30 protein-coding genes and 3 tRNA genes are annotated in these 25990 nt (G+C 72.2%); 27 read left to right on the top strand and 6 right to left on the bottom strand.

Features of this window, described 5'->3' with window-relative positions; translation table 11 throughout:
* Positions 1–179: 179 nt before the first annotated feature.
* From H505_RS0125585 to H505_RS0125570, 4 genes are all read left to right on the top strand, one after another.
* A complete protein-coding gene (locus H505_RS0125585) occupies positions 180–551 on the top strand; it encodes an NADH-quinone oxidoreductase subunit A (protein WP_026404262.1) in 372 nt (123 codons plus the stop codon).
* Between the two features lie 61 nt (positions 552–612).
* Positions 613–1686: an NADH-quinone oxidoreductase subunit NuoB gene (locus H505_RS52915; RefSeq protein ID WP_051301152.1), complete on the top strand. Its 1074-nt coding sequence runs from the start codon at positions 613–615 to the stop codon at positions 1684–1686.
* Entirely contained in the window at positions 1683–2303 is a 621-nt protein-coding gene (locus H505_RS44295; protein ID WP_084550799.1) for an NADH-quinone oxidoreductase subunit C, read from the top strand. The genes H505_RS52915 and H505_RS44295 overlap by 4 nt, the downstream gene beginning before the upstream one ends.
* Positions 2296–3249 carry a complex I subunit 1/NuoH family protein gene (locus tag H505_RS0125570; RefSeq protein WP_026404261.1) on the top strand — a complete coding sequence of 318 codons (954 nt, stop codon included), beginning with the start codon at positions 2296–2298 and terminating at the stop codon, positions 3247–3249. The genes H505_RS44295 and H505_RS0125570 overlap by 8 nt, the downstream gene beginning before the upstream one ends.
* 9 nt (positions 3250–3258) lie before the next feature.
* Here the strand turns inward: H505_RS0125570 and H505_RS0125565 are convergent, their stop codons facing one another.
* Together H505_RS0125565 and H505_RS0125560 are read right to left on the bottom strand one after the other, a co-directional pair.
* Positions 3259–4101, bottom strand: coding sequence for a hypothetical protein (locus H505_RS0125565; RefSeq protein ID WP_026404260.1), 843 nt, complete (start codon positions 4099–4101; stop codon positions 3259–3261).
* A 61-nt stretch (positions 4102–4162) separates the two neighbouring features.
* Positions 4163–5014 carry a ComEA family DNA-binding protein gene (locus H505_RS0125560; RefSeq protein ID WP_157433122.1) on the bottom strand — a complete coding sequence of 284 codons (852 nt, stop codon included), beginning with the start codon at positions 5012–5014 and terminating at the stop codon, positions 4163–4165.
* A gap of 207 nt (positions 5015–5221) precedes the next feature.
* Between H505_RS0125560 and H505_RS0125555 the strand changes: the two genes are divergently transcribed.
* From H505_RS0125555 to htpX, 7 genes are all read left to right on the top strand, one after another.
* Positions 5222–5677 carry a 4Fe-4S binding protein gene (locus tag H505_RS0125555; RefSeq protein WP_233617380.1) on the top strand — a complete coding sequence of 152 codons (456 nt, stop codon included), beginning with the start codon at positions 5222–5224 and terminating at the stop codon, positions 5675–5677.
* Positions 5674–6267: an NADH-quinone oxidoreductase subunit J family protein gene (locus H505_RS44290; RefSeq protein ID WP_051301150.1), complete on the top strand. Its 594-nt coding sequence runs from the start codon at positions 5674–5676 to the stop codon at positions 6265–6267. Before H505_RS0125555 ends, H505_RS44290 begins: the two co-directional genes overlap by 4 nt.
* The gene (nuoK, locus tag H505_RS0125545) at positions 6267–6644 is read left to right on the top strand and encodes an NADH-quinone oxidoreductase subunit NuoK (RefSeq protein ID WP_026404257.1); all 378 of its coding nucleotides are present in this window, start codon (positions 6267–6269) and stop codon (positions 6642–6644) included. The genes H505_RS44290 and nuoK overlap by 1 nt, the downstream gene beginning before the upstream one ends.
* Positions 6641–8617 carry an NADH-quinone oxidoreductase subunit 5 family protein gene (locus tag H505_RS0125540; protein WP_026404256.1) on the top strand — a complete coding sequence of 659 codons (1977 nt, stop codon included), beginning with the start codon at positions 6641–6643 and terminating at the stop codon, positions 8615–8617. The genes nuoK and H505_RS0125540 overlap by 4 nt, the downstream gene beginning before the upstream one ends.
* On the top strand, positions 8614–10116 hold the full coding sequence (locus H505_RS0125535; protein WP_026404255.1) for an NADH-quinone oxidoreductase subunit M: 1503 nt from the start codon (positions 8614–8616) through the stop codon (positions 10114–10116). The genes H505_RS0125540 and H505_RS0125535 overlap by 4 nt, the downstream gene beginning before the upstream one ends.
* The gene (locus H505_RS0125530; protein ID WP_026404254.1) at positions 10116–11603 is read left to right on the top strand and encodes an NADH-quinone oxidoreductase subunit N; all 1488 of its coding nucleotides are present in this window, start codon (positions 10116–10118) and stop codon (positions 11601–11603) included. Before H505_RS0125535 ends, H505_RS0125530 begins: the two co-directional genes overlap by 1 nt.
* Before the next feature lie 67 nt (positions 11604–11670).
* The gene (gene htpX / locus H505_RS0125525) at positions 11671–12519 is read left to right on the top strand and encodes a zinc metalloprotease HtpX (protein ID WP_026404253.1); all 849 of its coding nucleotides are present in this window, start codon (positions 11671–11673) and stop codon (positions 12517–12519) included.
* Between the two features lie 93 nt (positions 12520–12612).
* Here htpX and H505_RS0125520 read toward each other — a convergent pair whose 3' ends face one another.
* Together H505_RS0125520 and H505_RS0125515 are read right to left on the bottom strand one after the other, a co-directional pair.
* Positions 12613–13101, bottom strand: coding sequence for a YajQ family cyclic di-GMP-binding protein (locus tag H505_RS0125520; protein ID WP_026404252.1), 489 nt, complete (start codon positions 13099–13101; stop codon positions 12613–12615).
* 54 nt (positions 13102–13155) lie between these two features.
* On the bottom strand, positions 13156–13572 hold the full coding sequence (locus H505_RS0125515; RefSeq protein ID WP_245592626.1) for a cold-shock protein: 417 nt from the start codon (positions 13570–13572) through the stop codon (positions 13156–13158).
* Between the two features lie 134 nt (positions 13573–13706).
* Here H505_RS0125515 and H505_RS0125510 point away from each other — a divergent pair.
* Positions 13707–13791 (top strand) — tRNA-Tyr (locus tag H505_RS0125510).
* A gap of 252 nt (positions 13792–14043) precedes the next feature.
* Positions 14044–14214, top strand: coding sequence for a hypothetical protein (locus H505_RS51185; protein ID WP_211238557.1), 171 nt, complete (start codon positions 14044–14046; stop codon positions 14212–14214).
* 29 nt (positions 14215–14243) lie between these two features.
* On the opposite strand, the gene H505_RS48070 is transcribed toward H505_RS51185, so the two are convergent.
* Positions 14244–15251, bottom strand: a complete 1008-nt coding sequence (locus H505_RS48070; protein ID WP_157433120.1) for a hypothetical protein — start codon at positions 15249–15251, stop codon at positions 14244–14246.
* Positions 15252–15407: 156 nt separating this feature from the next.
* Between H505_RS48070 and H505_RS0125495 the strand changes: the two genes are divergently transcribed.
* The 7 genes from H505_RS0125495 (at position 15408) to H505_RS44275 (ending at position 20247) form a co-directional block, all read left to right on the top strand.
* Positions 15408–16019 carry a TetR/AcrR family transcriptional regulator gene (locus tag H505_RS0125495; RefSeq protein ID WP_026404248.1) on the top strand — a complete coding sequence of 204 codons (612 nt, stop codon included), beginning with the start codon at positions 15408–15410 and terminating at the stop codon, positions 16017–16019.
* Positions 16016–16432 (top strand): DUF6069 family protein, encoded by a 417-nt coding sequence (locus H505_RS44280; RefSeq protein ID WP_034519775.1) that lies wholly within the window; start codon positions 16016–16018, stop codon positions 16430–16432. The genes H505_RS0125495 and H505_RS44280 overlap by 4 nt, the downstream gene beginning before the upstream one ends.
* A 157-nt stretch (positions 16433–16589) precedes the next feature.
* The gene (locus H505_RS0125485; protein ID WP_158642244.1) at positions 16590–17462 is read left to right on the top strand and encodes an NAD(P)-dependent oxidoreductase; all 873 of its coding nucleotides are present in this window, start codon (positions 16590–16592) and stop codon (positions 17460–17462) included.
* Between the two features lie 85 nt (positions 17463–17547).
* Positions 17548–18045 (top strand): hypothetical protein, encoded by a 498-nt coding sequence (locus tag H505_RS0125480; protein WP_157433119.1) that lies wholly within the window; start codon positions 17548–17550, stop codon positions 18043–18045.
* A 76-nt stretch (positions 18046–18121) separates the two neighbouring features.
* A complete protein-coding gene (locus tag H505_RS0125475) occupies positions 18122–18676 on the top strand; it encodes a hypothetical protein (RefSeq protein WP_026404245.1) in 555 nt (184 codons plus the stop codon).
* A 33-nt stretch (positions 18677–18709) separates the two neighbouring features.
* On the top strand, positions 18710–19423 hold the full coding sequence (locus H505_RS0125470; protein ID WP_026404244.1) for a MerR family transcriptional regulator: 714 nt from the start codon (positions 18710–18712) through the stop codon (positions 19421–19423).
* Positions 19417–20247, top strand: a complete 831-nt coding sequence (locus tag H505_RS44275) for a hypothetical protein (RefSeq protein WP_034519800.1) — start codon at positions 19417–19419, stop codon at positions 20245–20247. Before H505_RS0125470 ends, H505_RS44275 begins: the two co-directional genes overlap by 7 nt.
* Before the next feature lie 4 nt (positions 20248–20251).
* Here H505_RS44275 and H505_RS44270 read toward each other — a convergent pair whose 3' ends face one another.
* Positions 20252–21559, bottom strand: coding sequence for an MFS transporter (locus H505_RS44270; RefSeq protein WP_034519774.1), 1308 nt, complete (start codon positions 21557–21559; stop codon positions 20252–20254).
* Positions 21560–21872: 313 nt separating this feature from the next.
* On the opposite strand from H505_RS44270, the gene H505_RS0125455 reads away from it, so the two are divergent.
* The 7 genes from H505_RS0125455 (at position 21873) to H505_RS0125425 (ending at position 25948) form a co-directional block, all read left to right on the top strand.
* On the top strand, positions 21873–22622 hold the full coding sequence (locus tag H505_RS0125455; RefSeq protein ID WP_026404243.1) for a protein phosphatase 2C domain-containing protein: 750 nt from the start codon (positions 21873–21875) through the stop codon (positions 22620–22622).
* A gap of 35 nt (positions 22623–22657) precedes the next feature.
* Positions 22658–23785, top strand: coding sequence for an acyl-CoA dehydrogenase family protein (locus tag H505_RS0125450; RefSeq protein ID WP_026404242.1), 1128 nt, complete (start codon positions 22658–22660; stop codon positions 23783–23785).
* Positions 23786–23889: 104 nt separating this feature from the next.
* Positions 23890–23962, top strand: a tRNA-Thr gene (locus H505_RS0125445).
* A 284-nt stretch (positions 23963–24246) separates the two neighbouring features.
* Positions 24247–24320, top strand: a tRNA-Met gene (locus tag H505_RS0125440).
* 118 nt (positions 24321–24438) lie between these two features.
* Positions 24439–24603, top strand: coding sequence for a 50S ribosomal protein L33 (gene rpmG / locus H505_RS0125435; protein WP_026404241.1), 165 nt, complete (start codon positions 24439–24441; stop codon positions 24601–24603).
* Positions 24604–25082: 479 nt separating this feature from the next.
* The gene (locus H505_RS0125430) at positions 25083–25520 is read left to right on the top strand and encodes a MaoC family dehydratase N-terminal domain-containing protein (RefSeq protein WP_026404240.1); all 438 of its coding nucleotides are present in this window, start codon (positions 25083–25085) and stop codon (positions 25518–25520) included.
* Positions 25521–25522: 2 nt separating this feature from the next.
* Positions 25523–25948, top strand: a complete 426-nt coding sequence (locus H505_RS0125425) for a MaoC family dehydratase (RefSeq protein WP_026404239.1) — start codon at positions 25523–25525, stop codon at positions 25946–25948.
* Positions 25949–25990 lie beyond the last annotated feature (42 nt).

The following is a 25990-nucleotide window of genomic DNA, read 5'->3' as shown; positions in this document are numbered from 1 at the left end:
GGTGGCGGAGGAGGAGGGTTGCTCATCTGGTCACGTCCTTCCAGGTCAACTGACCCCAATGCATCACTAGTGTGCAGTAAAAGGATGACACTGCGATCCTCCAGGGGGGAGTTGGGCCGTCACACTCCCCGGGGGCCGTCCTCAGGGATACTTGGTGAGACGCAGGCCGGGAGGAACTCGTGCATAACTATTTCGACTCATATGCGCTTGTCCTGGCGCTGCTCCTGGTAGGAGGCGCCGTCGTCGGGGGCGGGCTCGCCGCCAACCGCATGCTGCGCCCGCATCGTCCCACGTCCGAGAAGCTCATGACGTACGAGTGCGGTGTCGACCCGGTCGGCGAGGGCTGGGCCCACTCGTACGTCCGGTACTACGTGTTCGCCTACCTGTACGTCGTGTTCGCCGTGGACGCCGTCTTCCTGTTCCCGTGGGCGACCGTCTTCGACGCCCCCGGCTACGGCTTCACCACCCTGGGGGAGATGTTCGTCTTCCTGGGGTTCCTCGCCACCGGCCTCGCCTACGCCGCGAAGAAGGGCGTCCTGTCCTGGGTGTGACCGCCCGCCGCGGCCTTCCGCGGGCCTGAACGGGGCGCGCCCCGGCTGTCACAATGAGGGCGTGGGCACTGTCGATCTACCGCCGCCGGGCGTGGGGCCGCTGTCGCGGGTCGCCCCGAAGCCGATCAAGTTCGTGCTCAACTGGGGGCGCCGGTACTCCCTGTGGGTGTTCAACTTCGGTCTCGCCTGCTGCGCGATCGAGTTCATCGCCACCTCGATGAGCCGGCACGACTTCATGCGCCTCGGCGTCATCCCCTTCGCGCCGGGGCCCCGGCAGGCCGACCTCATGGTCGTGTCCGGCACGGTCACCGACAAGATGGCCCCGGCCGTCCGGCGCCTGTACGAGCAGATGCCCGAGCCGAAGTACGTCATCTCGTTCGGCGCGTGCTCCAACTGCGGCGGCCCCTACTGGGACTCCTACAGCGTCACCAAGGGCGTCGACCAGATCATCCCCGTGGACGTGTACGTACCGGGGTGCCCGCCGCGTCCCGAGGCGCTGCTGCACGGCATCGTCCGCCTGCAGGAGCGGATCGCGGGGGAGACGCTGCGGGACCGGTACGACGGCGACCCGGTGACGCCCCCGCCGCCGCCGCGCCCGCTGTCCCCGACCGTCCTGCGCCGCCCCCTCCAGCCCCCGCCCGAGCCCGAGCCCGAGCCGCCCGCGCCGCCGGACGACGACGCGGCGCGCGACGCCCCCGAGTACGACGAACGGCCGCTCGGACCGTCCGACGTCGAGGCCGTGCAGGCGGCCGACGTCCTGACGCAGCCCGTCCCGTCCCTCGACGGCGCCCCGCCGGTGCCGGGACCCGCGGACGAGACGATCCCCGTGGCCCCCGTCGACGACCCGGCACCCCCGCCCCGCCCCACCGGACGGACGCCGGACGGGGACGAGACGGTCCCCGTCCTGCCCGTCGGGAACCCCGACGGGGACGAGACGCTCCCGGTGCAGGCGGTCGCGGACGACCCGCCGCGGTTCGGCCTCCCCGGGCGCCGCGCCCGCGACCTGCGCGACCACGACCCGACGATCATCCCCGGGCTGTCCGACGGCGGACCCGACGACGAGATCCCGCACGGCGACGAGATCCCGCACGGCGACGAGGTCGGGCACGACGACGAGATCGGGCGCGACCGGTGACCCCGGACGGGCCCGCCGGGCTCGAGTCCGCGTGGCGCGAGCGGTTCGGCGACGAGGTCAGCACCGAGGAGACGCACGGCGGCCTCGCCGTCGGCGTCCCGCCCGAGCTGTGGACGGACGCGCTGGTGTTCGCCCGCGACGACCTGGCCTGCGGCTTCTTCGACTGGCTGACCGGCGTCGACGAGCTGGAGGACGGCTTCGCCGTCGTCGTGCACGTGTACTCGCTCGAACGCCGCCACCACCTGCTCGTCCGCACGCGGGTCCCCCGGGACGCGCCGGTGCTGCCGACCGCGACGGCCGTGTACCGGGGCGCGGCGTGGCACGAGCGCGAGACGTTCGAGATGTTCGGCATCGCGTTCGAGGGGCACCCGCACCTCGTGCCGCTTCTCCTGCCGGACGGCTTCGAGGGGCATCCGCTGCGCAAGGACTTCGTCCTCGCGGCGCGGGTCGCGAAACCGTGGCCGGGCGCGAAGGAACCGGGCGAATCGGGGCACGGGGCGCCGAGCCGCCGCCGCGTCCGTCCGCCCGGGATCCCCGACGCGGGCCCGTGGGCGGAGGCGGCCGAACGCGCCGCCCGTCCCGCCGCACCCCCGCCGGAAAGGGACGCGGATGCTTGAGGCCGTCGTCAAGCTCGCGCTCGTCGCGGCCGCGTTCGCGGTCCTGCCGCTGCTGGTGGGGCAGGCCGAGCACAAGGTCATGGCCCACATGCAGAGCCGCCTCGGCCCCATGTACGCGGGCCGCTTCCACGGGTGGGCGCAGCTCGTCGCGGACGGCGTGAAGTTCGCGCAGAAGGAGGACGTGGTCCCGCGGGCGGCGGACGGGTGGGTGTTCAGGCTCGCGCCGGGCGTCGCGCTCGTCCCGTACCTGCTGGTCCTGCTCGTCATCCCGGTCGGGCCGGGCGGTCAGGTCGCGCTCGACCTCGGCGTCGGGGTGTTCTTCGCGCTGGCGGTGATGGGCGTCGGCGTCATCGGCGCGATCATGGCGGGCTGGGCGTCGGCGAACAAGTACGCGCTGCTCGGCGGGATGCGCGTCGCGGCGCAGCTCATGTCGTACGAGCTGCCGATGGTGTTCGCGGCGGCGTCGGTGGCGATGGCGGCGGGGACGCTGTCGCTGCAGGGCGTCGTCGAGGAGTGGCGCTGGTGGTGGCTGCCGTGGCAGGCGGTCGGCGCGGTCGTGTTCTTCGTCGCGGGCCTCGCCGAGCTGCGCCGCCCCCCGTTCGACATGCCGGTCGCCGACTCGGAGATCATCTTCGGCCCGTACACCGAGTACGGCGGCCTCCGGTTCGCGCTGTTCATCCTCGCCGAGTACGCCGGGATCGTCGTGCTCTGCGCGCTCACGGCCGTCCTGTTCCTCGGCGGGTGGAAGGGCCCGTTCCTGAACACCGAGCTGGGCTGGCTGTGGACGGCGCTGAAGGTCGCGGCGCTCGTGTTCTGCGTCATCTGGCTGCGCGTCGCCAACCCCCGGATGCGCGAGGACCAGCTGCAGAAGCTCGCCTGGGCGTGGCTCGTGCCGCTGTCCCTCGCGCAACTCGCGCTCACCGGCGTCCTGAAGGTCGCGCTCTAGGGGTACCCGCTAGAGGTACTCGTCCTCGCCGTTTTCGAGGTCGTTGAGCCCGAGGTGCAACGGGTCGAGCGGCCCGTCGCCCCACGGTTCGAGGTACGTCTCGGGGTGCCTTTCGGCTCCGTCCGCCCAGCGGACGCCCAGCCACTTCGTGGCGAGCACCGGCTCCCGCAGCGGCGGCAGGGCCGCGGCGACGGCCTCCCAGTCGAGGGCGAGTCTGTCGACCGTTACGCCGCCGAAGGACTCGGGCGCCTTCCCGGCGTCGGCGTCCGCGAGGATGCGGTCGAGTTCGGCGCGGGCGGCGGCGTCGCCGTCCAGGCTCCGCTCGTGCAGGTCGAACGCGTGCGCCAGCAGCGGCAGCGACCGCTCCGGCGAGAAGTCGTACGGCTCCAAGATCCGCGCGACGATGCCGCCGGTCTCGTCGCCCTCGGTCTCCTCGGTCTCTTCGGTCTCCTCCTCGTCGTCCTCATCGTCCTCGTCCTCGTCGTCCTCATCGTCCTCGTCCTCGTCGTCGTAGTCGTCGAGGTCGTCGGCCGACAGGGCGAGCACCCGGGCGAGCGCGGCGTCGCAGCGCTCGTCGCCCGTCCGCAGGAAGGGATGCAGGTCGACGCCCTGGACGATCTCGCCCTCCTGGACGACCCACGCGTGCAGGACGGCGCCGTACAGCATCACCAGGTAGCCGTCCGCCCCGTGGGCCCGGCGCTCGAAACTCTCGCGGAGCAGGTCGAGCGTCGGCGCGACGTGCACGTCCCCCTGCCGGGCGCCGCCGGGCGACACCGAGAACTCCAGCAGGTAGCAGCTGTGCGGCAGGCCCTCTTCTTCGTCGTACGGTTCGATGATCGGCGCGTCGGGCACGTGTCGGCCTCCGGGGAGCGGGAGCGGGTTCGGAGACCGGTTCTACCGGACGGGTCGGACGTTACGGCAGGAAGATCGTGAAGTCGGCGAGCTGGGGGAGGACGTCGGGGGGCAGGTCGGCGTCCACGACCATCTCCTCGACGGAGATGAAGGGGCCCGTCTCCGCGCGCCGCCGCACGACCCGTTCGGCCAGCTCGGGCGTCATGCCGGGCAGCGCCGCGATGATGTTGGGCGGCGCGTGGTTGACGTCGACGAGGCCGCCGTCGTCGTAGGTGCGCGGCTCGTCCGGACGTCCGATGCGCAGCTCGCGCGCGAGCGCGGGGTCGCGCGCGGCGAGCTCCCGGGCCTCCTCCCGCAGCGTCCGCCGGAACTTGGCGACCTCGACGGCGTGCTCGTTCGCGAGGTTGCGCGGCGGCTCCTTCGGGAACACCTTCGACCGCGCCGCGAACGCGTGCCCGGTGCCGCCGATCCACAGCAGCATCATCAGGAACGAGCCGATCGCGCTGAGCAGCAGGCTGTCGAACCCGAACGACGCCATCGACACCATCAGGCCGGCGCCGTAGCCGGTGGCGGCGGCGCCCATCCCCCACGAGCCCCGCTTGATCGCGGCGTACATGAACGAGAACGGCGTCCCGTACCCGAAGGTGAGCAGCGGGACGAGCGCCCAGCCGACCCCGCTCGACACGGCGGGGGCCACGACCGGGACGGGCGGCGGTGGCGGCAGCGGCGCCGCCGGCGGGTGCGGCGCCCGCCACGGCGGCGACCCGTACGGGCGGGGCGGACCGCCGTGCGGGACGCGCGGCGCCTGCGGCGGCCGGGGCGGGTGGGGCGGTCGCGGGGCGCGCGGCGGCACGTGCGGTGCGTCCCCGGGCCGGCCGGGTCCTGCTTTCTCGGGGCCGTTCGCGTGGCTCACCTGACCTCCTCGCCGCAGGCCGATCGCGGTACGGACCGGCGGTCCCACGTCTCGTACGACGAACGCGGCCGCCGTCGCGTTCCCCCGCGCCCCTCAGTGCGCAATCATGGGGCGGTGGGACGGCTACCAGGAGGCGGGCTGGCCAAGGGGCTGGCCGTCACGTTGCGGACGATGACGCGGCGTTCCATCACGCGCCAGTATCCGGAAGTGCAGCCCGATCTGCCACCGCGCAGCCGGGGTGTCATCGCACTGTTCGAGGAGAACTGCACGGTCTGCATGCTGTGCGCCCGTGAATGCCCGGACTGGTGCATCTACATCGACTCCCACAAGGAGACCCTCCCGGCCGAGGGCGGCGGGCGCGCGCGCACACGGAACGTCCTCGACCGGTTCGCCATCGACTTCGCGCTGTGCATGTACTGCGGCATCTGCGTCGAGGTGTGCCCATTCGACGCGCTGTTCTGGTCGCCGGAGTTCGAGTACGCCGAGTACGACATCGCCGAGCTGACGCACGAGAAGGAGCGGCTGCGGGAGTGGATGTGGACGGTCCCGCCGCCGCAGGCCCCCGACCCGGGCGCCGAGGACCCGAAGGAGCTGGCCGCGGCGGAGAAGGCCGCCGCCCGCGCCGCCCGCGCCTCCGGCGGGCCCCCCGGGGACGCGCGGTGACCGGCCAGGAGGTCGTCTTCGCGCTGCTCGGCGTGGTCGCCGTGGGCTCCGCGCTGCTCGTGGTGACGACGCGCCGGCTCGTCCACGCGGCGCTGTGGCTGGTCGTGTCGTTCGGCGCGCTCGCGGGCGGCTACCTGGTGCTGACGGCGGAGTTCGTCGCGTGGGTGCAGGTGCTGATCTACGCCGGCGCGATCGTCGTGCTGCTGCTGTTCGGGATCATGCTGACCCGCGCGCCGATCGGCGAGTCCGCCGACCTCGACTCCCCGAACCGGTGGGGCGCCGCCGCCGTCGCCGCCGCGACCGCCGCCGTCCTGGTCACCGTCCTCGTGATGGGCTTCGGCGACGAGCGGATGCCGCTGCGCGCGGGCGGCGGCTCGGCCGAGGAACTCGGCTCGGCGGTGTTCCGCACGTGGGTGCTGCCGTTCGAGGTGCTGTCGGTGCTGCTGCTCGCGTCGCTCGTCGGCGCGATCGTCCTGTCGCGCACGGACATCCGCCCGAAGCCCGACCGCCCGGCGAAGCCCGACCCGAAGCCCGACCCGGACGGCGCCCCGGACGGCGGGCCGGAGACCGGCCGGGAGGGGGAGCGCTGATGCACCTCGCCTACCCCACGGTCGTCGCGGCCCTCCTGTTCTCGATCGGCGTGTACGGGGTGCTGGCGCGGCGGAACGCGATCCTCGTCCTGATGTCGGTCGAGCTGATGCTGAACGCCGTGAACCTGAACCTCGTCACGTTCGACATCTGGCTCCGGGACCGGCTGCACGGCGGCCAGGTCCTCACCCTGTTCACGATCGTGATCGCGGCGGCGGAGATCGGCATCGGGCTCGCGATCGTCCTGCTCGTCTACCGGAACCGCCGCATGATCGACGTCGACCGCCTCCGCGACCTCGCCGAGGACCGGACGGACGAACGCCCGGGCCGTCCCGCGCGGGAGGACGGCGCCGTCCGGGACGGGGAGGCCGCACGGTGATCGTCCTCGCGTCCCTGACCGTCCTCCTCCCGTTCGCCGCCGCCCTCGCCGGGTTCCTGCTCGGCCCCCGCCTCACCCGCGCGCTGCGCGGCGGCACGCCCCCGCGCTCGCCCCTCCGCAACGGCCCCGCGCTGATCGCGTGCGTCCCGGCGGCGGCGTCGCTCGTCCTCGCGGCGATCGTCGCGGGCACCGTCTGGCGCGACCCCGGGCCCCGGACGGGCGGGCTCACCGTCGTCGACACCGGCACCGTTCCGATCCGGGTCGCGCTGCAGGTCGACGGGCTGTCGGCCGTCGTCGCGCTGATGGTGTGCTGCGTCGCCCTCGCCGTCCAGGTGTACTCGGTCGTCTACCTCGACGGCGACCGCCGCTACTCCTCGTACGCCGCCTTCGTGTCGCTGTTCACGTCGGCGATGCTGCTCGTCGTCCTCGCCGCCGACCTGATCGTCCTGTACGTCGGGTGGGAGGTCATGGGCGTCTGCTCGTACTTCCTGATCGGCCACCACTGGGAGGAGCGGGAGTACTCGCGGGCGGCCGTGAAGGCGTTCCTGACGACCCGGCTCGGCGACGCGGGGTTCCTCGTCGGCATCATCGTCCTGGGCGTCGGCGCCGGGTCGTTCGCGACGGCCGACGTCCTGCGGCACGCCGCCGCGCTCCCGGACACGACCGCCACCGCCGCCGCGCTGCTGCTGCTCGCGGGCGTCGTCGGCAAGAGCGCCCAGTTCCCGCTGCACACCTGGCTGCCCGACGCCATGGCGGGTCCGACGCCGGTCAGCGCGCTGATCCACGCCGCGACGATGGTCGCGGCGGGCGTCTACGTCGTCGCGCGGCTGTTCGGCGTGTTCGCGGCGGCCCCGGCGGCTTTGGCCGTCCTCGGCGTCCTCGCCGTCGTGTCGATGGTCGGCGCGGCGCTCGCGGCCCTCGCGCAGGACGACCTCAAGCGCGTCCTCGCGTACTCCACGATCAGCCAGCTCGGCGTGATGGCGGCGGGCCTCGCCGTCGGCGCGCCGACCCCCGCGGTCTTCCACCTGCTGTCGCACGGCGCGTTCAAGGCGCTGCTGTTCCTCGCCGCCGGGTGCGTCATCGTCACGACCGGCACGAACATGCTCGCCCGCTACGGCGGCCTCCGGCACGGCATGCCGATCACGTTCTGGTCGATGACGGTCGGGTTCGCCGCGCTCGCGGGCGTCCCGCCCCTGTCCGGCTGGTTCAGCAAGGACTCGGTCATCGAGGCCGCCCAGCACTCCGCCCTCCACGGCGGCGAGCTGTACAACGGCGCACGGAACGCCGATGCCCTCCGGGACGGCGGCCTGCTCCCTCTGGACCCCGGCGTCACGGGCATCCTCGTAACCGGAGGCGTCCCGGTCCCCGTCCAGACCATCCCCACCGGCGTCGCCTGGGTCGTCTACCTGGGCCTTCTCCTCACCGCCGTCCTGACCGCCGCCTACGCGACCCGGGCCTGGCTGATGACGTTCTTCGGGGAGCCGCGCGGGACGCACGACGCCCGCGAGCCCTCGACGATCATGTCGTGGACGGTCGCGGCGCTCGCCGTCCCGGCCGCGGCCCTCGGGTTCTTCGGGCTCGGCGCGGCGGAACTGCGGCCGCACCTCGGCTCCGCGCTGCTCGGGACCGTCCTGACGGCGCTCGGCGCGGGGGCCGCGTTCCTCGTCTGGAACCGCGACCCCGCACTCGATCCCGCGCGCGCGCTCGGTCGCGTCCGTCCGGTCTTCGCGCGCGCCTTCTACGTGGACGAACTGTACGCGGCGGCGATCGTGCGTCCCGTCCGCGCGCTCGCCCGCGCCGTCGTCACGGCGGACGCCCGCGGCGTCGACGCCGCCGTCGTCGCGACCGGACGGTCCGCGCGCCGGATCGCCGGGCCCCTGCGCGTCCCGCAGAACGGCAACCCGCAGACGTACCTGACGGGCCTGCTCGCGGGCGTCGTCGTCATCGCGGCCGTGGTGGTGATCTTCCAGTGATCTTCGTCGTGATGATGGCGATCCCGCTCGCCGGGGCGCTCGCGCTGCTCCTCCCGCGCGACCGGTTCCTGTCCACGGGCCTCGCCGTCCGCCGGTTCGGGGCGTTCGCGTCCGGCGCGACGCTCCTCGTCGCCGTCGCCGCGCTCAACGCGTTCGACTACGCGGACCCGTCCGCCGTCCAGCTCGGCGTCGACCGGGAATGGGCCCCCGCGATCGGCCTCCGCTTCCACCTGGGCGTCGACGGGATCTCCCTCCCGCTCGTCGCCCTCACCGCCCTGCTCACCTTCCTGTGCTTCCTGCACCTCCTCCGGCACGTCCCGGACGGCGGCGACGTGCGGCTGCTGACCGCGCTGCTGCTCGTCCTGGAGGTCGGGCTCCTCGGCACCTTCACCTCCCTCGACCTCGTCCTGTTCTTCGTGTTCTTCGAGGTCGTGCTGATCCCGATGTACGCGGTGATCATGCTGTGGGGCGGGCCCGGACGCCGCGCCGCCGCGTACAAGTTCGTCCTCTACACCCTCCTCGGCTCCGGGCTGCTCCTCGCCGGGATGCTGCTGGTCGCCGTCGACGCCGGGACGCTCGACATGACCGAGCTCGCCGCCCGGCACGGCGCCGGCCTCACCCACGGCATGCAGGTGACCGCGTTCGCGCTGATGGGCCTCGGGTTCGCCGTGAAGGCGCCGATGTGGCCGCTGCACACCTGGCTGCCCGACGCGCACACCGAGGCCCCCACCGTCGGGTCCGTCCTGCTCGCCGGGGTGCTGCTGAAGATGGGCACCTACGGGCTCGTCCGCGTCGCCGTCCCGCTCGCCCCGGACGGCGCCGCGTTCTGGGCGCCGTGGCTCGCGCTCCTCGCCGTGATCGGCATCGTCTACGGCGCCCTCGCCTGCCTCGGCCAGCGCGACCTCAAACGGATGATCGCGTACTCGTCGGTCGGGCACATGGGCTTCGTGCTGCTCGGCATCGCGACGCTGACGCCCGTCGGCGTGAACGCGGCGCTGTTCGGCAACATCGCGCACGGCCTCGTCACCGGCCTGCTGTTCTTCCTCGCCGGCGCCGTCAAGGAGCGCTGGGGGACCTACGACCTGGACGCCCTGGGCGGCGGGATGCTCGCGACCGCCCCGCGGCTCGCGTCCGTCCTGACCTTCGCGTCCGTCGCGTCCCTCGGCCTGCCCGGGCTCGCCGGGTTCTGGGGCGAGCTGATGGCCCTCATCGGCGCCTACCGGCCCGCCCCCGACCTGCCCCGCACCGCGTTCCTGATCTTCCTGGCGGTCGCCGCGCTCGGCGCCGTCCTCACCGCCGCCTACTTCCTGCGCATGCTCTCCACGATCACCCACGGCCGCCCGGACCCCGCCGCGCCGCCGCGCGCCCCCGCCGTCACCGTCCAGGAGTACGCCGCCTGGATCCCGCTGGTCGCGCTGACGCTGCTCATCGGGCTGTGGCCGAAGACCCTGCTGGACGTGACGACCGCCCCCGTGCGGGCCCTGCTCGGAGGCGGCTGATGATCCAGAGCATCGACTACGCGGCCGTCGCCCCGCCGCTGATCGTCGCGGTCGCCGCCGTCGGCCTGCTGCTCGGCGACGCGTTCGGCCTGCCCCGGCGCGCCCTCGGGGCGCTGTCCGGCGGGGCGCTCGCCGCCGCGTTCGCCGCCGTCCTCGCGCTCGGCCCCGGCGACCGCCGCGCCACCTTCTGCCTGCCGGACGGCCTCCGCGGCGACGGGCCCGCGTCCTGCTCGTACGTCGCCGACGACTTCACGCTCGCCTTCCAGGGGATCGTCCTCCTCGGCGCACTGGTCGTCGTCCTGCTGTCCGTGCAGCAGATCGCCGACGCGAAGGTCCCGGCGGGGGAGTACCACTTCCTCCTCCTCGCGGCCGTCGTCGGCTCCCTCGCCCTCGTCGCCGCCCGCGACCTGATCCTGCTGGTCGTCGCGCTCGAGACCCTCTCGCTGCCGGTGTTCGCGCTCGTCGGGCTGCGCCGCTACGACGGCACCGCCTCCGAGGCCGCCCTCAAGCTCTTCCTCGTCTCCGTCGTCTCCGCCGCGATCATGCTGTTCGGGGTCAGCCTCCTGTACGGCGCGACCGGCGCCATGCACCTCGACCGCATCGCCCCCGCCCTCGCCGGACTCCCCGCCGAACTCGACGCGGTCGCCGCCGCCGGCATCGTGCTCCTCCTCGCCGGCTTCGGGTTCAAGGTCGCGGCCGTCCCGTTCCACTTCTGGGCCCCGGACGTCTACCAGGGCGCGCCCCTCCCCGTCGCCGCGTTCCTGTCCGTCGTGTCGAAGGCCGCCGGGTTCGCCGGGCTCGCGATCGTCCTGTCCCTCGGCCTCCCCGCCTACGCGCACGTGTGGGGGCCCCTCGTCGCCGTCCTCGCCGCCGCCACCATGACGCTCGGCAACCTGGTCGCGCTCCGCCAGCGCACCGCCGTCCGGCTGCTGGCCTGGTCGTCGGTCGCGCAGTCCGGGTACATGCTGGCGCCGCTCGCCGTCGGCACCGACCACCTGCCCGAGGCCGTCGCCGCGACCACCGCCTACGTCGCGTTCTACGCCGTCATGAACCTCGGCGCGTTCGCCGTCGTCACCGGCTTCCGCCGCCGCACCGACGAACGCGCCCAGCCGATCGACACCCTGGACGACTTCCGCGGGCTCGCCCGCCGCGCCCCCGCCACCGCCGCCGCCCTCGCCTTCTTCCTCATCTGCCTCGCCGGGCTCCCCCCGGGCGTCATGGGACTGTTCGCGAAGGTCGTCGTGTTCCGCGGCGTCGTCGCCGGCGACGTCGTCTGGCTCGCCGTCGTCATGGCGGTCAACACCGTCGTCGGGCTCTACTATTACCTGCTCTGGGCCGCCCGCCTGTTCGCCGCGCCCACCGGCCCGGCCGCCGAAACCGCCCCCGGCCTGCCCGTTCGCTTCGCCGTCGCCGCGACCGCCGCGGGCGCGATCGTCCTGTCCGTCGCGCCGCAGGTCATCCTGCAGACGGTGGCCGCGGCGAGCTGACGGGAACGTTCAGCCAGGTCACCCCGTTCTCGGTGTTGGGTGGAGCAAACGGGGAGGCTTCGGAAAAGTGCAGTTCAACGGCATCAAAACCGCGGCACTCATCGCTGCGCTGTCGGCCTTGATGCTCGCCGTCGGGTGGACGATCGGCGGAGGCGCCGGCCTCGCGATCGCCCTCGTCATCGCGCTCGGCACCAACGGCGTCGCCTACTTCTTCAGCGACCGGATCGCGCTGCGGTCCATGCGCGCCCACCCCGTCGGCGAGGTCGAGGCGCCCGTCCTGTACCGGCTCGTCCGGGAACTCGCCACCTCGCAGCGGCAGCCCATGCCGCGCCTGTACATCTCCGAGACCATGCAGCCCAACGCGTTCGCCACCGGCCGCAACCCCCGCAACGCCGCCGTCTGCTGCACCCGCGGCATCCTCCGCATGCTGGACGAACGCGAACTCCGCGCCGTCCTCGGGCACGAACTCTCGCACGTCTACAACCGCGACATCCTGATCTCCTCGGTCGCCGCCGCCATCGCGACCGTGATCACCTACCTGTCGCACCTCGCGATCTTCCTGCCGCTCGGCCGCTCCGAGGACGACGACGGCCCCGGCATCCTCGGGGCCCTCCTCATGCTCGTCCTCGGGCCCGTCGCCGCCGCCGTCGTCCAGATGGCGATCAGCCGGACCCGCGAGTACGCCGCCGACGCCGCCGGGGCCCGCATCACCGGCGACCCCCTCGCCCTCGCCTCGGCCCTCCGCAAGATCGAGGCCGGCACCCGCGCGATGCCGCTGCCCCAGGACCCCGAACTCGCGACCACCAGCTCCCTCATGATCGCGAACCCGTTCCAGGGCATGGGCATCGGCAAGCTCTTCTCCACCCACCCCCCGACCGCCGACCGCATCGCCCGCCTCGAACGCATGGCCCGCTAACTCGCGCGAACAACCCCGGGGTCCGCGGCGTCATAGAAAACGAGAGCGCGCCGGCCGTCTCTGCGGGGGAGACGGGCGGCGCGCTCTCGCACGTCAGCGGTAGTTCACGAACTGCAGGGCGACATCGAGGTCCTTGCCCTTCAGCAGGGAGATGATCTGCTGCAGGTCGTCCTTCTTCTTCGAGCTGACCCGCAGCTCGTCCCCCTGGATCTGCGCCTTCACGCCCTTCGGGCCCTCATCCCGGATGATCTTGCCGATCTTCTTGGCGTCCTCCTGGGAGATGCCCTCCTTGAGCCCCACGCCGATCTTGTACACCTTCCCCGAAGGCTTCGGCTCGCCCGGATCGATCGCCTTCAGCGAGATCCCCCGCTTCACGAGCTTGTCCTTCAGCACGTCCAGCACGGCGTTCGCGCGCTCCTCGGTGTTCGCCTGGATCTCGATGGTCTCCCCGGACCACTTGACCCCCGCGTCCACGTTCCGGAAGTCGAACCTGTTGGCCACCTCCTTCGCGGCCTGGTTCAGCGCGTTGTCGACCTCCTGGCGGTCCAGCTTCGAGACCACGTCGAAACTACTGTCGGCCATCAGACGTCCCCTCACCAGCGACTAACACGTCGACGAAGCGTATCGACCTTCCGCTCAGTCCTCGGTCCACCCGTGCTTCTGCGCCACCGCCAGCAGGCTCTCGCGGATCTTCACGATCTGCCCGCCCGTCAGCTCCGGGACCTTCGCCAGCAGCACGTCCGTGATTTCGTGCCCCAGCTCCCGCGACGACAGGACGTCGCACAGCACATCGTCGTCGAACGACTCGGCCGCCCTCCTCACCGGCGGCCGCTCGGGCGCCGCGGGCTCGTCGAGCGCCCGCACGGCGAACGCCTTCGGCCCCCGCTCCCCCTGCGCGACCTCGAACTCCACCGCCGTCCCGGGCGTGAACAGGCTCTTGTCGTCCAGCAGGTCGTTGGCGTGCACGAACACGTCCTCGCCACCCCCGTCCGGCACGATGAACCCGTACCCCCGCACATTGTCGAAACTGAAGATCGTTCCTGAACGCACCACAAACCTCACCACGTCAACACAGCTTGAGCGCAGGGTAGCGGCTGCCCCCCGCGCGCCTCCCCCGCCACCGATGTCACGTCCACTCGCCCCGTCCGCTATTCTTTCCAGTGCCGTCGCCGAGCGCGACACACCACGGCGGGTTGCCCGAGTGGCCAATGGGAGCGGACTGTAAATCCGTCGGCTTAGCCTACCCAGGTTCGAATCCTGGACCCGCCACCACCAGCCTAAACGGCCCCTGACCAGCAACAACGGTCAGGGGCCGTCGGCGTCTATCGTTCGTCCAGCGGCCGGACGTGCATGCGTTCGGCCGAGCGGCTGTCGCATCGTCGTCCGGGGCGCTGCCAGAATCGGGCTGTGGCTGGAGACCCCGCTCGTTACGCCGACGGCCGGAACATGGGATGGCGGCTCGTCTGGTTCGACGACGGCGATGAGCGGCTCATCGGTACCTTTCCCGTCAGCCGGGAGCAGATCATGAGGGTCCATGACCTCCGGATCTTCGACAACGGTGACGACGAGTGGTTCGCGGCGGGGTCGTACGAGGTCGCGGCCGAACACTGGCCGCGGCTCATCGAGGTGCTGGCCTGCCCGCCTCCCGAGGTCGGCCGGTCGTACTTCATCGAGGGGCACGCCACGGACTTGTAGGCGTGCCGGTCCGACCCGCCCGCTGCCGCTCAGGGGCCCGGCTCTGGGGCGGGCGCCGCCTCGGTGTGGCGGTGCCACTCGCCGTCGGGGCCGGTGGTCCTCCAGGAGCCGTCACCGAGGGGGACGATGTCCGTGCGCGCGAAGAACTCCGGGCCGAGGGGGCGGAGCACCCGTCCGACGTGGATATCGACAAGATAGTTCTCCTGGAAGTCCTCGAGATCCTCGGGATCGCCGAACTCGTCGAGCGCGGTGACGCGCTCACCGTGAACGGAGACGATCGCGGTTCGGGCGTCAAGGAAGCCGACGATCCACCCGATGAAAAAGGTCTCGTGTCTGTCTTCGTCGTAGCCGAAGGAATCGGCCTGGACGGCGATCTCTTCCTGCCCGTCGGGGAAGGTGCGTACGCGCAGTTGCTGGAGGAGGGTGCCCGGCACGTCTTCGACTGTGAGCATGCGCCTGCCGTCGGGTGAAAGGTCGAACAGGCCGTCCCATGCGTACTCGGTGACCGAGATTCCTCCGCCCTCCAGGTGGCCGCGGTAAACCCGGGAGCCCTCCTGCCCTTCACCGACGTCGAGCAACATGTGCTCGCCGTCCGGGTGGGCGAAATGGAACGCGCCGTGACCTCCGCTGCCGAGGTCGGCCTGCCCCAACACGGCGCTGGTGGCCGCGTCGAGGGCGAACCACTGGTCGGTGTGGCCGGCTCCCCTAAGGGCCATGTCCGGCCGGTATAGCCACACCACTTCGCCGTTCTGGGAGAACGCGCAGGAAGCGCGGCCGCTCATGTAAGGCGTGGGTGCCGCCCCGAAGTCCATTCGCCACCTGGGTGTGCCGTCACGTCCGATGCAGACGAGTTCTTTGTCGGTCGTATAAACGGCATGCTCCAGGTCGGGTGAGGCCGCATGGCCGATCGGTGGTTCTTCGGTGGGAAATACCCCCGCCTCGTCGAAGCGGCCACCGTTGGGGGGCGGTATGGAAAGGTCGTAAGCGACTACGCTTCTGGCGGTACTTCTGGTTCTGATTTTCCGATTCGCGGCCATGTCGCCACAGCGTAGTGGAGCGCCTCCTTCTAAGGGCAGGAATGTCTTTCGGTGGTCTGCGGCGGACCGAACTCGATCGGGCACTGTTCGTCACGCGCAGGGGAGTGAGGGCTCACTCATTGACGGAGTGAGCCCTCACTCTGTACTGTCGCGGCCATGACGGCATCCAAGGAGAACCGGCCCGCTCGGCGGCGGGCGCCGGCCATGTCGCCGGAGCGGCGGCGCGAGATGATCATCCAGACCGCGATCCCGCTGATCACCGAGTACGGGGCGGCGGTGACGACGGCGAAGATCGCCCGTGCGGCGGGCATCGGGGAGGGCACGATCTTCCGGGTCTTCGCCGACAAGGACGAGCTGCTGCAAGCCTGCGTCGCGGAGGTGCTCTCCCCGGAGCACGCGATCCGGGAGCTGGAGGCGATCGACATGTCGCTGCCGCCGGACGAGCGGCTCGCGGAGGCGGCCGAGGCGCTGCAGGCGCACATGGACCGGCTGGGCGCGGTGTTCGGCTCGCTCGGCCACGGCGGCGGCAAGCACCCGGGGACGGTGCGCGGTGCGGGACGCGAGGAGTCGATGTCCCGTCTCCGTGCGGCGCTCGCGGAGCTGCTGGAGCCCGAGAGGGAGGCGCTCCGGCGGCCGCCGGAGCAGGTCGCGGCGCTGTTCCTCGGGCTGCTCTTCACCCAGCCGCGGACGGACGACAAGCCCGACCTGGCCCCGGGCGAGCTGGTGGACGTCTTCCTGCACGGGGCGTTCACTGGAAGTGCCGAGTGAACGTGCGGAGGAGGCGCCCGGGTGTCGTGGCCCTGGCCGTCCTGGCGCCCGTCCTGGTGTGGCTGGTCGCGGATCCGCTGCTCGGGCAGCAGTTGCGGATAGCCGACGGCGAGGAGACGCTCGACATCGGCGTCGCGCCCGTGGCAGTTGTCGCGCTGCTCGCGTCGCTCGCGGGCTGGGGGCTGCTCGCCGTCCTGGAGCGGTTCGGAGTGCGGCGGGCACGCGCCGTCTGGGTCGGAGTGGCCGGCGCCGTGCTGGTGGTGTCCTTCCTGCCGTTCGCCGGTGAAGGCATGGACGGCGGCACTCGGGTCTCGCTCGGTCTGATGCACCTGGTGGTGGCGGCGGTGCTGATTCCTGGGCTGGGCTCGCTCCGAGCCGGTGCAGCCAAGGCGGAAACGGCCGAGAGTCACTGAAAGCGTTCCGCACGCGCACGCCAACCGGAGTCGGGAGCACTTGTTCGACACCCTGCAGGAGGAAAGCGCTCGGGGTTGACCTCGAGCTTGCTTGAGGTTCTAGCGTCGGTCCCGGTCGCCCGGTCACCGGATCGGGCGCGAGGGGATGGGAGACGCCATGGACGGCGCATCGATCGGTGTGACGGTGATCGGGCTCGGCGAGATGGGGGCGGCGCTCGCGGACGCCTTTCTCGAGCGGGGCCACCCGGTCACCGTGTGGAACCGGACGCCCGGTAAGGCGGACGCCCTGGTGGCGAAGGGCGCACGGCACGTGGGGACGGTTCGGGACGCGGTTCTCGCCGGAGAGCTCGTCGTCGTGTGCGTGAAGGGCAACGGGACCGTCCTCGGGTTGCTGGACGACGCGGGCGACGCGCTCGGGGGCCGCACGCTGCTGAACGTGACGGACGGGACGTCCGCCGAGGCGACGGCGGTGGCCGAGCGGGTTCGGGGCGAAGGTGCGGAGCACCTGCACGGGCAGATCATGACGATCGCGCCCGGCGTGGGCCACGAGGACGCGGTGGTGTTCTACGGCGGGGACGAGCGGGTTCACGAGCGGCTTCGGCCGGTGCTGCGGGCTCTCGGCGGGCGCGGGACCTGGGTGTCCGCCGATCCGGGCGCGGCCGTCCTGTACGGGATGGCCGTGCACGACACGATGTGGGGCCTGCTGAACGGGTTCCTCCACGCCGCCGCTCTCCTGTCCGATGCGGGCATCGAGGCCAAGCGGTTCCTGGAGTACGCGCGCCCGTCGATGTCCGCGCTGACGTCCTTCCTGCCGTCGATCGCGGACGAGGTCGACGCGGGGGCGCACGCGGTGCCGTTCGGGGCGCTGCGCCACCACCTGCCGTCGGTCGACGATGTGGTCCGGGAGAGCCGCGCGCGCGGCATCGACGGCGAGCTGCCGGAGTACACCCGGACGCTCGTCGCGCATGCCCTCGAGCAAGGCCACGCGGACGACAGCTACTCGCGGCTGGTCGAGCACTTCAGGGGGTGAAGGGCACCCGGGGCGCGGCGCGATTCCGTGAGCGGCACGCGCGGCACGCGCGGCGGCCCATGGCGGTCACCGGGAGGCTGGGGGCATGGCGGTTACGTTGCTGCTGGCGCGGGTCGCGCCCGCGGTGCTCGGCGAGTGCGGGCGGTCGGTCGCGGCGCTGGACCGGCTCTGCTCGTTCGAGGCGATGGCGGCCTCGGAGTACCTCGATCTCGACTGGGCGGGCGGCGGCATCGTCCATGTGTGCGAGGTCCTCGGTGCCGGCGCGGTGCGGGGGCTGCTGGACGGCGGCGAGGAGGTCAACCTCGCCTACCGGGACCGCCCCGACGGCGTGGTGGAGCCGCCGAGGGCGGTGGCGGCCGAGGACGTGGCGCGCTGCGCCGCCCAGCTCGAAGGCATCGGTCCAGAGGGCCTCCCCGCGGCGCTGCCGTCCGATCCGGACGCCGCCGGGACGCTGCTCGGCGAGCCCTACGCGTCCATGGAGGGGCACCCGCTCGATTACATGGCGGCGCATTTCACGGCGCTCCGCCGCTTCTGCCGGGTCGCCGCGGAACGGCGTCTGGCTGTCGTTACCTGGTGGGACTGAGGCGGCGCGAAGCGGCTTCGGCAGACGTTGGGGGCGGTTTGTCGTCGCTTGGGGTGGGCGTGCGTAGGGTCGGGGGATGAGACGTGGGGTGATCCTCTGCGGGCCCGCGGCGGTGGGGAAGTCGACGGTCGCGGACGAGCTGTTCCGCAGGGACGAGCGGTTCGTGTGGCTGCCGGAGCGGGCGGCGGGCGGGTTCGCGCCGGGGGAGCTCGACGCGCTGCGGGCGTCCGGGCGGGTCGTGGTCGAGCTGCGCGGGGAGGCCGTGGTCGACCGGCGGGACATGGACGCGGTCGCCGATGCGGGGGACGTCCCGGTGGCGCGGCTGGTCGAGGTCGTGGACCTGCAGCGGTTGAAGTTCGCGGTGCCGTTCTTCGGGTGGACGAGCGTGCTGCTGTGGGCGCCGCGGGAGGTGTGCGGGCTGCGGGCGCAGCGGCGCGGCGACGCCGACGCGCGGGTCGTCCTCGGGGTGTGGGACGAGACGCGGCGGGAGCTGCTGGGGCTCGAGGATCCGGTGTTCAACCTCGTGGTCCACACGGACCGGGTGGATCCGGGGGAGGCGGCGCGGCGGGTGGCGGAGGCGGTCGAGGCGGGGCCGGCGCAGCCGGTGTCGGTGGTCGGCGACGTGGGTTGACCTTGACGCGACGTCAACGTTTTCAATGACCGTATGCGAATAGGAGAGATCGCGGCGCTGGTGGGGGTGTCGACCCGCACGGTGCGGCATTACCACGCGCAGGGGCTGCTGCCGGAGCCGGAGCGGCTGGCGAACGGGTACCGCGAGTACCGCATGCGGGACGCGGTGCTGCTCGCGCGGGTGCGGCGGCTGGTGGAGCTGGGGATGTCGCTGGACGAGGTCCGGGACGTGCTCGCGGACGACCGGGGCCGCGACCTGCGGGAGGTGCTGCGGGAGCTCGACGACGACCTGGCGCGGCAGGAGGCGGCGGTCCGGGCGCGGCGGGCGCGGCTGGCGCTGCTGCTGGAGGACGGGGAGCTGAACCCCGACTCGGCGGTGTCGCCCGAGGTGGCGGGCGTCCTGCGGGACGTCACGGGCGGGGGCTCGAAGTTCGCGGAGCTCGACCGGGGGATGCTCGCGCTCGTCGACACGGCGGCGGACGCGGAGGGGCGCGAGTGGCTGCTGGAGACGCTGCGTCCGCTGGCGGAGCCGGAGGCGGCGGCGCGGGTGCGGGAGCTGTACGCGCGGATGGACGAGCTGGCGGACGCCGACGTGGACGATCCGCGCATCCCGGAGGTCGCGGCCGACCTGGCGGCGTTCCTGCCGGCGGAACTGCTGCAAGCCTTCGCGGAGCATGACGACGGCCCGTACCTGGACGGGATGACGCCCGCGCAGGCGGAGGTGTTCCGGTGGGTGCGGCGATGCTGAGGGCCGCGAGGGGCGTGCTGTTCGCGATGGTCCCGCTGGAGCTCGTCCTGCTGGTGCTGGTGGTGTCGGGGGTGGCGCTGCCGCACGGGGTGACGGTGGCGGGCGAGGCGGTGGTGCTCGCGGCGCTGGTGCTGGAGGGGACGGTCGCGTTCCGCCTGTACCGGGGCGCGCGCCGGGACGGTGCGGGACGTGCGGCGGCGGCGCGGTACGCGTACCGGACGATCGTGCCCGAGCAGGTGCGGCGGATCATGGCGTTCGACAAGGACGGGCTGGTCAGCCTGGTCATGTTCGCGGCGCGGCGCCGCCACGGGGTGCCCGCGGGCGCGGTGGGCGTCTCCTACGCGAAGGGGCAGACGGCGATCCAGCTCGCGTTCCTGACGGCGATGGTGATCGAGCTGGTCGGGGTGGAGCTGCTGCTGCGGGCGGTGGACGCGCCCGAGGCCCTGCGGCTGGTCGTCCTGGTCGTGGACCTGTACTCGATCCTGATCGTGCTGGCGGTCATCGCGGCGTGCGTCACGCGGCCGCACGTGGTGACGGACGGCGAGGTGCGCGTGCGGTACGGCGCGTTCTTCGACCTGCGGATCCCCCGGGAGAAGATCGTCTCGGTGCGGACGGTCCGGAACTACAACGAGGCCGGGCTGGTGCGGGTGTCGGAGGGGCGGCTGGCGGTGGCGGTGGCGTCCCAGACGAACGTGCTGGTGGAGCTGGCGGAGCCGATCGTCGCGGTGCGTCCGCTCGGGAAGCGGGTCGAGGTCCGGAGCGTCCGGTTCTACGCGGACGATCCGGACCTCGTGGGGACGCGCGCGGTCCCGTCCCCGGCGTGACGGGTCAGCCCGCGACGGCGGCCTTCCGCGGCTCGTCCTCCGCGCGGGCGTGGTCGCGGGGGATGACGAGCGCGGCGGCGAGGCTGATCGCGGCGATCACCGTGAGGTAGCCGGTGATCGCCATGGAGGTGCCGGTGGAGGCGAACAGGGACTCGGCGACGAGCGGGGTGATGCCGCCGCCGAGCAGGGACGCGAGCTGGTAGGCGACCGACGTGCCGGAGTACCGGATGGCGACGGGGAAGAAGCTCGCGGTGAGGGTGCCCTGCGGGGCGTGGCTCATCGACAGGACGGCGCCCATCGCCACCATGAACACCGCGATCAGCACGAGGTTGCCCGTGTTGATCACCGGGAGGATCGCGGCGGCGCCGGCCAGGAGGACCACCGAGCCGCCGGTGAACACGGCCCGCATGCCGAACCGGTCGGTCCAGTGCGCCCAGAGCGGGGCGGTGAGCAGCCAGAGGGCGGAGCCGCCGATGACGCACATGAGCAGGTAGTCGCGGTCGAGGGCGACGTTGTCCTCGCCGTAGGACAGGGCGTAGACCATGAAGATGTACGCGACGGCGCTGTTGCCGATGATGACGCAGATGGTGTGGACGACCGAGCGCCAGTGGTCGCGCAGGACGAGCGCGACGGGCAGCTTCGCGGGCTTGCGGCGCTCGACGAGCCCCTCGTAGTCGGGGCTCTCCTCGATGCGGAGCCGCAGGTAGAGGCCGACGCCGACGAGGACGAGGCTGAGCAGGAACGGCACCCGCCAGCCCCACGACTGGAACGCGGCGTCGCCGAGCAGGGCCGAGGTGCCGAGGAAGACGGCGTTCGCGCACATCATCCCGGCGGGCGTCCCCATCATCGGGAACGCGCCGAACAGGCCGCGCCGTCCCTTGGGGGCGTGCTCCATGGTGAGGACGACGGCGCCGCCGAGTTCGCCGCCGAGGCCGATGCCCTGGGCGATGCGGAGGACGACGAGGAGGACGGCGGCCCAGATGCCGAGGGTGTCGTAGGTCGGGAGCAGGCCGATGAGCGCGGTCCCGATGCCCATGATCAGCAGCGAGACGACGAGCGTGTTGCGCCGTCCGATGCGGTCGCCGAAATGGCCGAAAATGACGCCGCCGAGGGGGCGGGCGAGGAATCCGACGGTCATCGTGCCGAAGGAGGCGATGGAGCCGGCGACGGGGTCCATCGTGGGGAAGAACTGCTTGCTGAAGACGAGCGCGGCGGCCGTTCCGTAGAGGAAGAAGTCGTACCACTCGATGGTGGTGCCGATGAAGGCCGCCCATGAGACGCGGCGTGCCGCTTGCCGGCGGTCGTTGTCCATCACCTGGGCCTTCCGGTCGAGTACACCTGACGAGGATGCACGTGAGCGATATCACCGGCTAATACCTAAATGCGGGTCCCGTATGTTCGCCTCGTCATATGGCCGGACGGTTATAGGGTCGCTTGCAAACGGTATAAGGCCGATTGGGATTCCTCCGGTAAAGTGGCTGCATTTCGTGCGCGAAAGCTTCCGGGAGGACGGTCCGAAAGTGCGGGACACCGGCACGGCCGCGGGCACCCGGATGCTCCCAGGAGGTAAGGGTTCGGTGGCCGCCGGGTCCCGGACGGGCGGCCGTGCGGGTAGATCTGGACCCGTGCAGGTGACCTATGCGAGCGAGGCGACGCCGGGCCGGGAGAACGAGGACTTCGTCGCGGCCGGACCCGGGTGGGTGGTGCTGCTGGACGGCGCGACGGCGCCGCCGGGCGTGGACGGCGGCTGCCGGCACGACCCGGCGTGGCTGGTGCGGCGGATCGGCGGGCGGATCGCGGCGGGCCTGGCGGCCGAGGCCGGGGAGCCGCTGCCCGACCTGGTCGCCGAGGCGATCAAGGTGACGGGGGAGGCGCACGCCGGGACGTGCGACCTCGGCGACCCCGACAGCCCGTCCGCGACGGTGTCGGTGCTGCGCCGCGGCGCGGACGCCGTCGACTGGCTCGTCCTCGCCGACTCCCCGATCGTGTTCGAGACGCCCGCCGGGACGGTCGTCTGCCGGGACGACCGGATCGACCGGCTGCCGAGCTACACCCGCGCGGCGGTGCGGGCGGCGCGCAACAGCCCCGGCGGGTTCTGGGTCGCGAGCACGAAACCGGAAGCGGCGTACGAGGCCCGCACCGGGCGGGTGCCGCTGCGGGGGCTGCGCCGGGCCGCGGTGCTGAGCGACGGCGCGTCCCGCCTGGTGGAGCGGTTCGGGCGGCTGACCTGGGCGGAGCTGCTCCGGCTCCTGGACGAGGAGGGGCCCGCCGAGCTGGTACGGCGGACGCGCGCGGTCGAGGCGGCGCGGCCCGCGGACGCCGGCGGGCGGGGCAAGCGGCACGACGACGCGACGGCGGTGCTCGTCCGCTTCTAGACGCCATCCTAGAAAAGGATTCTAGAATGGGAGGCATGGAGCCACAGGATTTCGACGACGTGCTGCAGGCCGTCCGCCGCTTCGTCCGCGACGAGGTGGTCCCCCGCGAGGAGGAGATCGAGGAGACCGACGCGATCCCCGAGTCGGTGCGGCGCACGTCCCGCGACATGGGCCTGTTCGGGTACGCGCTGCCGGAGCAGTACGGCGGGCTCGGCCTGTCGATGAGCGAGGAGGTCCGGCTCGTCTTCGAGATCGGCTACGCCAGCCCGGCGTTCCGCTCGATGTTCGGGACGAGCAACGGCATCGCCGGCCAGGTCCTCGTCCACGCCGGGACGGACGCGCAGAAGGACCGCTGGCTGCCCCGCCTCGCGTCCGGCGAGACCGTCGGCGCGTTCGCGCTCACCGAGGCCGAGGCCGGGTCCGACCCGAGCACGCTGACGACGACGGCGCGCCGCGACGGCGACGACTACGTCATCGACGGCGCCAAGCGGTTCATCACCAACGCCCCGGAAGCGGACGTCTTCATGGTGTTCGCCCGGACCGGCGGCGAGGGCTCCCGCGGCATCTCCACCTTCCTCGTCGAGAAGGGCGCGGACGGGCTGAAGGTCGGGCCGTCCGACGCGAAGATGGGGCAGCGCGGGGCGCACACCGCCGAGGTGCTCCTCGACGGCGTCCGCGTCCCCGCCGCCGCGATGGTCGGCCCGGAGGGCACCGGGTTCCGCACCGCGATGGCGTCCCTCGCGCACGGCCGGCTGAGCATCTCCGCAGTCTGCGTGGGCCTCGCCCAGCGGATCCAGGACGAGGCCGTCGCGTACGCGAAGGAGCGCGCCCAGGGCGGGCGGAAGATCGGCGAGTACCAGCTCGTCCAGGGCCTCATCGCCGACTCGCAGGCCGAGCTGTACGCGGGCCGGTCGATGGTGCTGGAGGCCGCGCGGGCTTACGACGCCGGCGAGGACACCAAGCTCGGGCCGTCCTGCGCGAAGTACTTCTGCTCGGAGATGGTCGGGCGGGTCGCCGACCGGGCCGTGCAGGTCTACGGCGGGATGGGCTACATGCGCGGCGTCGCCGTCGAGCGGTTCTACCGGGACGTCCGGCTGTTCCGCATCTACGAGGGCACCAGCCAGATCCAGCAGCTCGTCATCGGCCGGCATCTCCTGCGCTGACCTGGGGAAACGCCGCCGCGAGGAGACGGGGCGGGCGTGCGGGGCTTTCCAGTTCGCAAGTGGTGCCCGGGCCGTGTATGGTTTTCACTGCGCGAACGACGCAAGCCCCTTTAGCTCAGTCGGCAGAGCGTCTCCATGGTAAGGAGAAGGTCTACGGTTCGATTCCGTAAAGGGGCTCAACGACACCGCGGCCGCCGTCCGGACGATCGGAGGGCGGCCTTCGTCGTTCCCGGGGGTGCTCCGGGCCCGGACGTCCGGATTCGCCTCGCGGCAGGCCCTGTGGTAGCGTCCCACCGGTTCCATCGGGACGATTCGCAGGTCACCCGGCCCACCGGGTAACCTGGGTGCGGCCCTCCGGGGCCACCCGAACGCACTTCCCCGACCTCCGGTCCGGGAAATGCTGTTCCGAGGGTGCGGTGGGCATCCGGTATCCTTGCAAACCGGTCCACACCGACCATCACGGCGGGGTAGCTCAGTCAGGCAGAGCAAGCGGCTCATAATCGCTGTGTCGCCGGTTCAAGTCCGGCCCTCGCTACTACCCAGGTCTCTCACCCCCTCCGGGGGGTGAGCAGGCTGGGTCCGTACCGCCGGCCGCCCGCAGGGGCGGTCCCGGTCCGTAGTTCCTTGTCCCTAGCTCAGAAAGGCACTCCAACGTGGCTGCCACCGACGTACGGCCGAAGATCACGCTGGCCTGCCAGGAGTGCAAGCACCGCAACTACATCACGCGGAAGAACCGGCGCAACGACCCGGACCGCCTCGAGATCAAGAAGTACTGCCCGAACTGCCGGACGCACCGTCCGCACCGGGAGACCCGCTAGCCCGACGCCGGGGGAGCCGCACGGCCTCCGGGCGCCGAGCGCCCTCCGGCCGCGCGCGGAACGAGCCCCGGCTCACCGAGCTCCCACCCCGGAGCCCAAGCCCCCGAGGCACCGCCCGGCGGCCGCAAGGACCGACCCGGCCCGCAACCCGGGGATCGTGCGGACGCCCCAAGGGCCGAGCGCGGCTCTCGGAGGTTGAGTGGTCGGCGGACACGCCGAAGCGAAACGGCCGCCGGACGTGTGTCGGTCGGGTCGGTTCGCGTGGGGTGGATCGTGGCGGTGGGCGCGCGGGGTTCCGGGTGGTTCCTTCGCGGCTTGCGCACCTGTTCAGCATGATGTTCAGCCCGTCCTCATGGGTGAGACCCATGGGGGCGGGCTGAACGTCGTTCTGTTACCGTCCGTCGGGACGCAGAGGGAACGGTGCTCACGGCGCGGGCACCCGGGCGCGACGCCCCGTTCGACCTGGAAGGACGGACTGCATGGCACTGAACCGTGATTTCATCGGGCGGAGCTTCCCGCCCAGCGAGCCCTACGAGGTCAGCCGCGTCAAGATCCGCGAGTTCGCGGACGCGATCGGCGACCACAACCCCGTCTACCGCGACGCGGAGGCGGCGAAGGCGGCCGGGCACCCCGACGTCATCGCGCCGCCCACGTTCCCGATCGTGGTGTCGCTCGGCAACCCCGGCCTCGCCGACCCCGAGCTCGGCCTCAACTACGCGATGGTCGTGCACGGCGAGCAGCGGTTCGAGTACACCCGCCCGATCACGGCCGGGGACGTCGTGACCTGCACGTCGACGATCACCGAGATCAAGTCGATCGGCAACAACGAGAAGATGGTCGTGGAGACCGACGTGAAGACGGTCGAGGGCGAACTGGTCTGCAAGACCTACAACACGATCGTGGAGCGGGGGGCCTAGGGATGACCGCGAAGGTGAAGTACGACGACGTCGAGGTCGGCACCGAGATCCCGGCGCAGACGTACAAGGTCGACCGCGCGAACCTCGTCATGTACGCGGGCGCGTCCGGCGACTTCAACCCGATCCACTGGCGCGAGTCGTTCGCGAAGGCCGTCGGGCTCCCGGACGTCATCGCGCACGGCATGTTCACGATGGCGCAGGGCGGCCGGTTCGTCACCGACTGGGCGGGCGACCCGGGTGCGGTCGTCGACTACGGGGTACGGTTCTCCTCGCCCGTGGTCGTCCCCGACGAGGGCGGCGCGTCGCTGGAGATCAGCGGCACGGTGGAGGAGAAGCTGGACGACGGCAAGGTCGTCGTGGCGCTCACCGCCAAGTCGAACGACCAGAAGGTCCTCACGCGCGCCAAGGCGGTCGTCCGTCTCGCCTGAACGGGCGCGCGCCCGTCCGCACCGGCCGGGGACGACCGGCCG

This window comes from Actinomadura rifamycini DSM 43936 (assembly GCF_000425065.1).
In the GTDB taxonomy this organism is placed as follows: Bacteria; Actinomycetota; Actinomycetes; order Streptosporangiales; family Streptosporangiaceae; genus Spirillospora; species Spirillospora rifamycini.
Note: the sequence above shows the minus strand (reverse complement) of the source record. Positions and strands in the feature narration are given on the sequence as shown.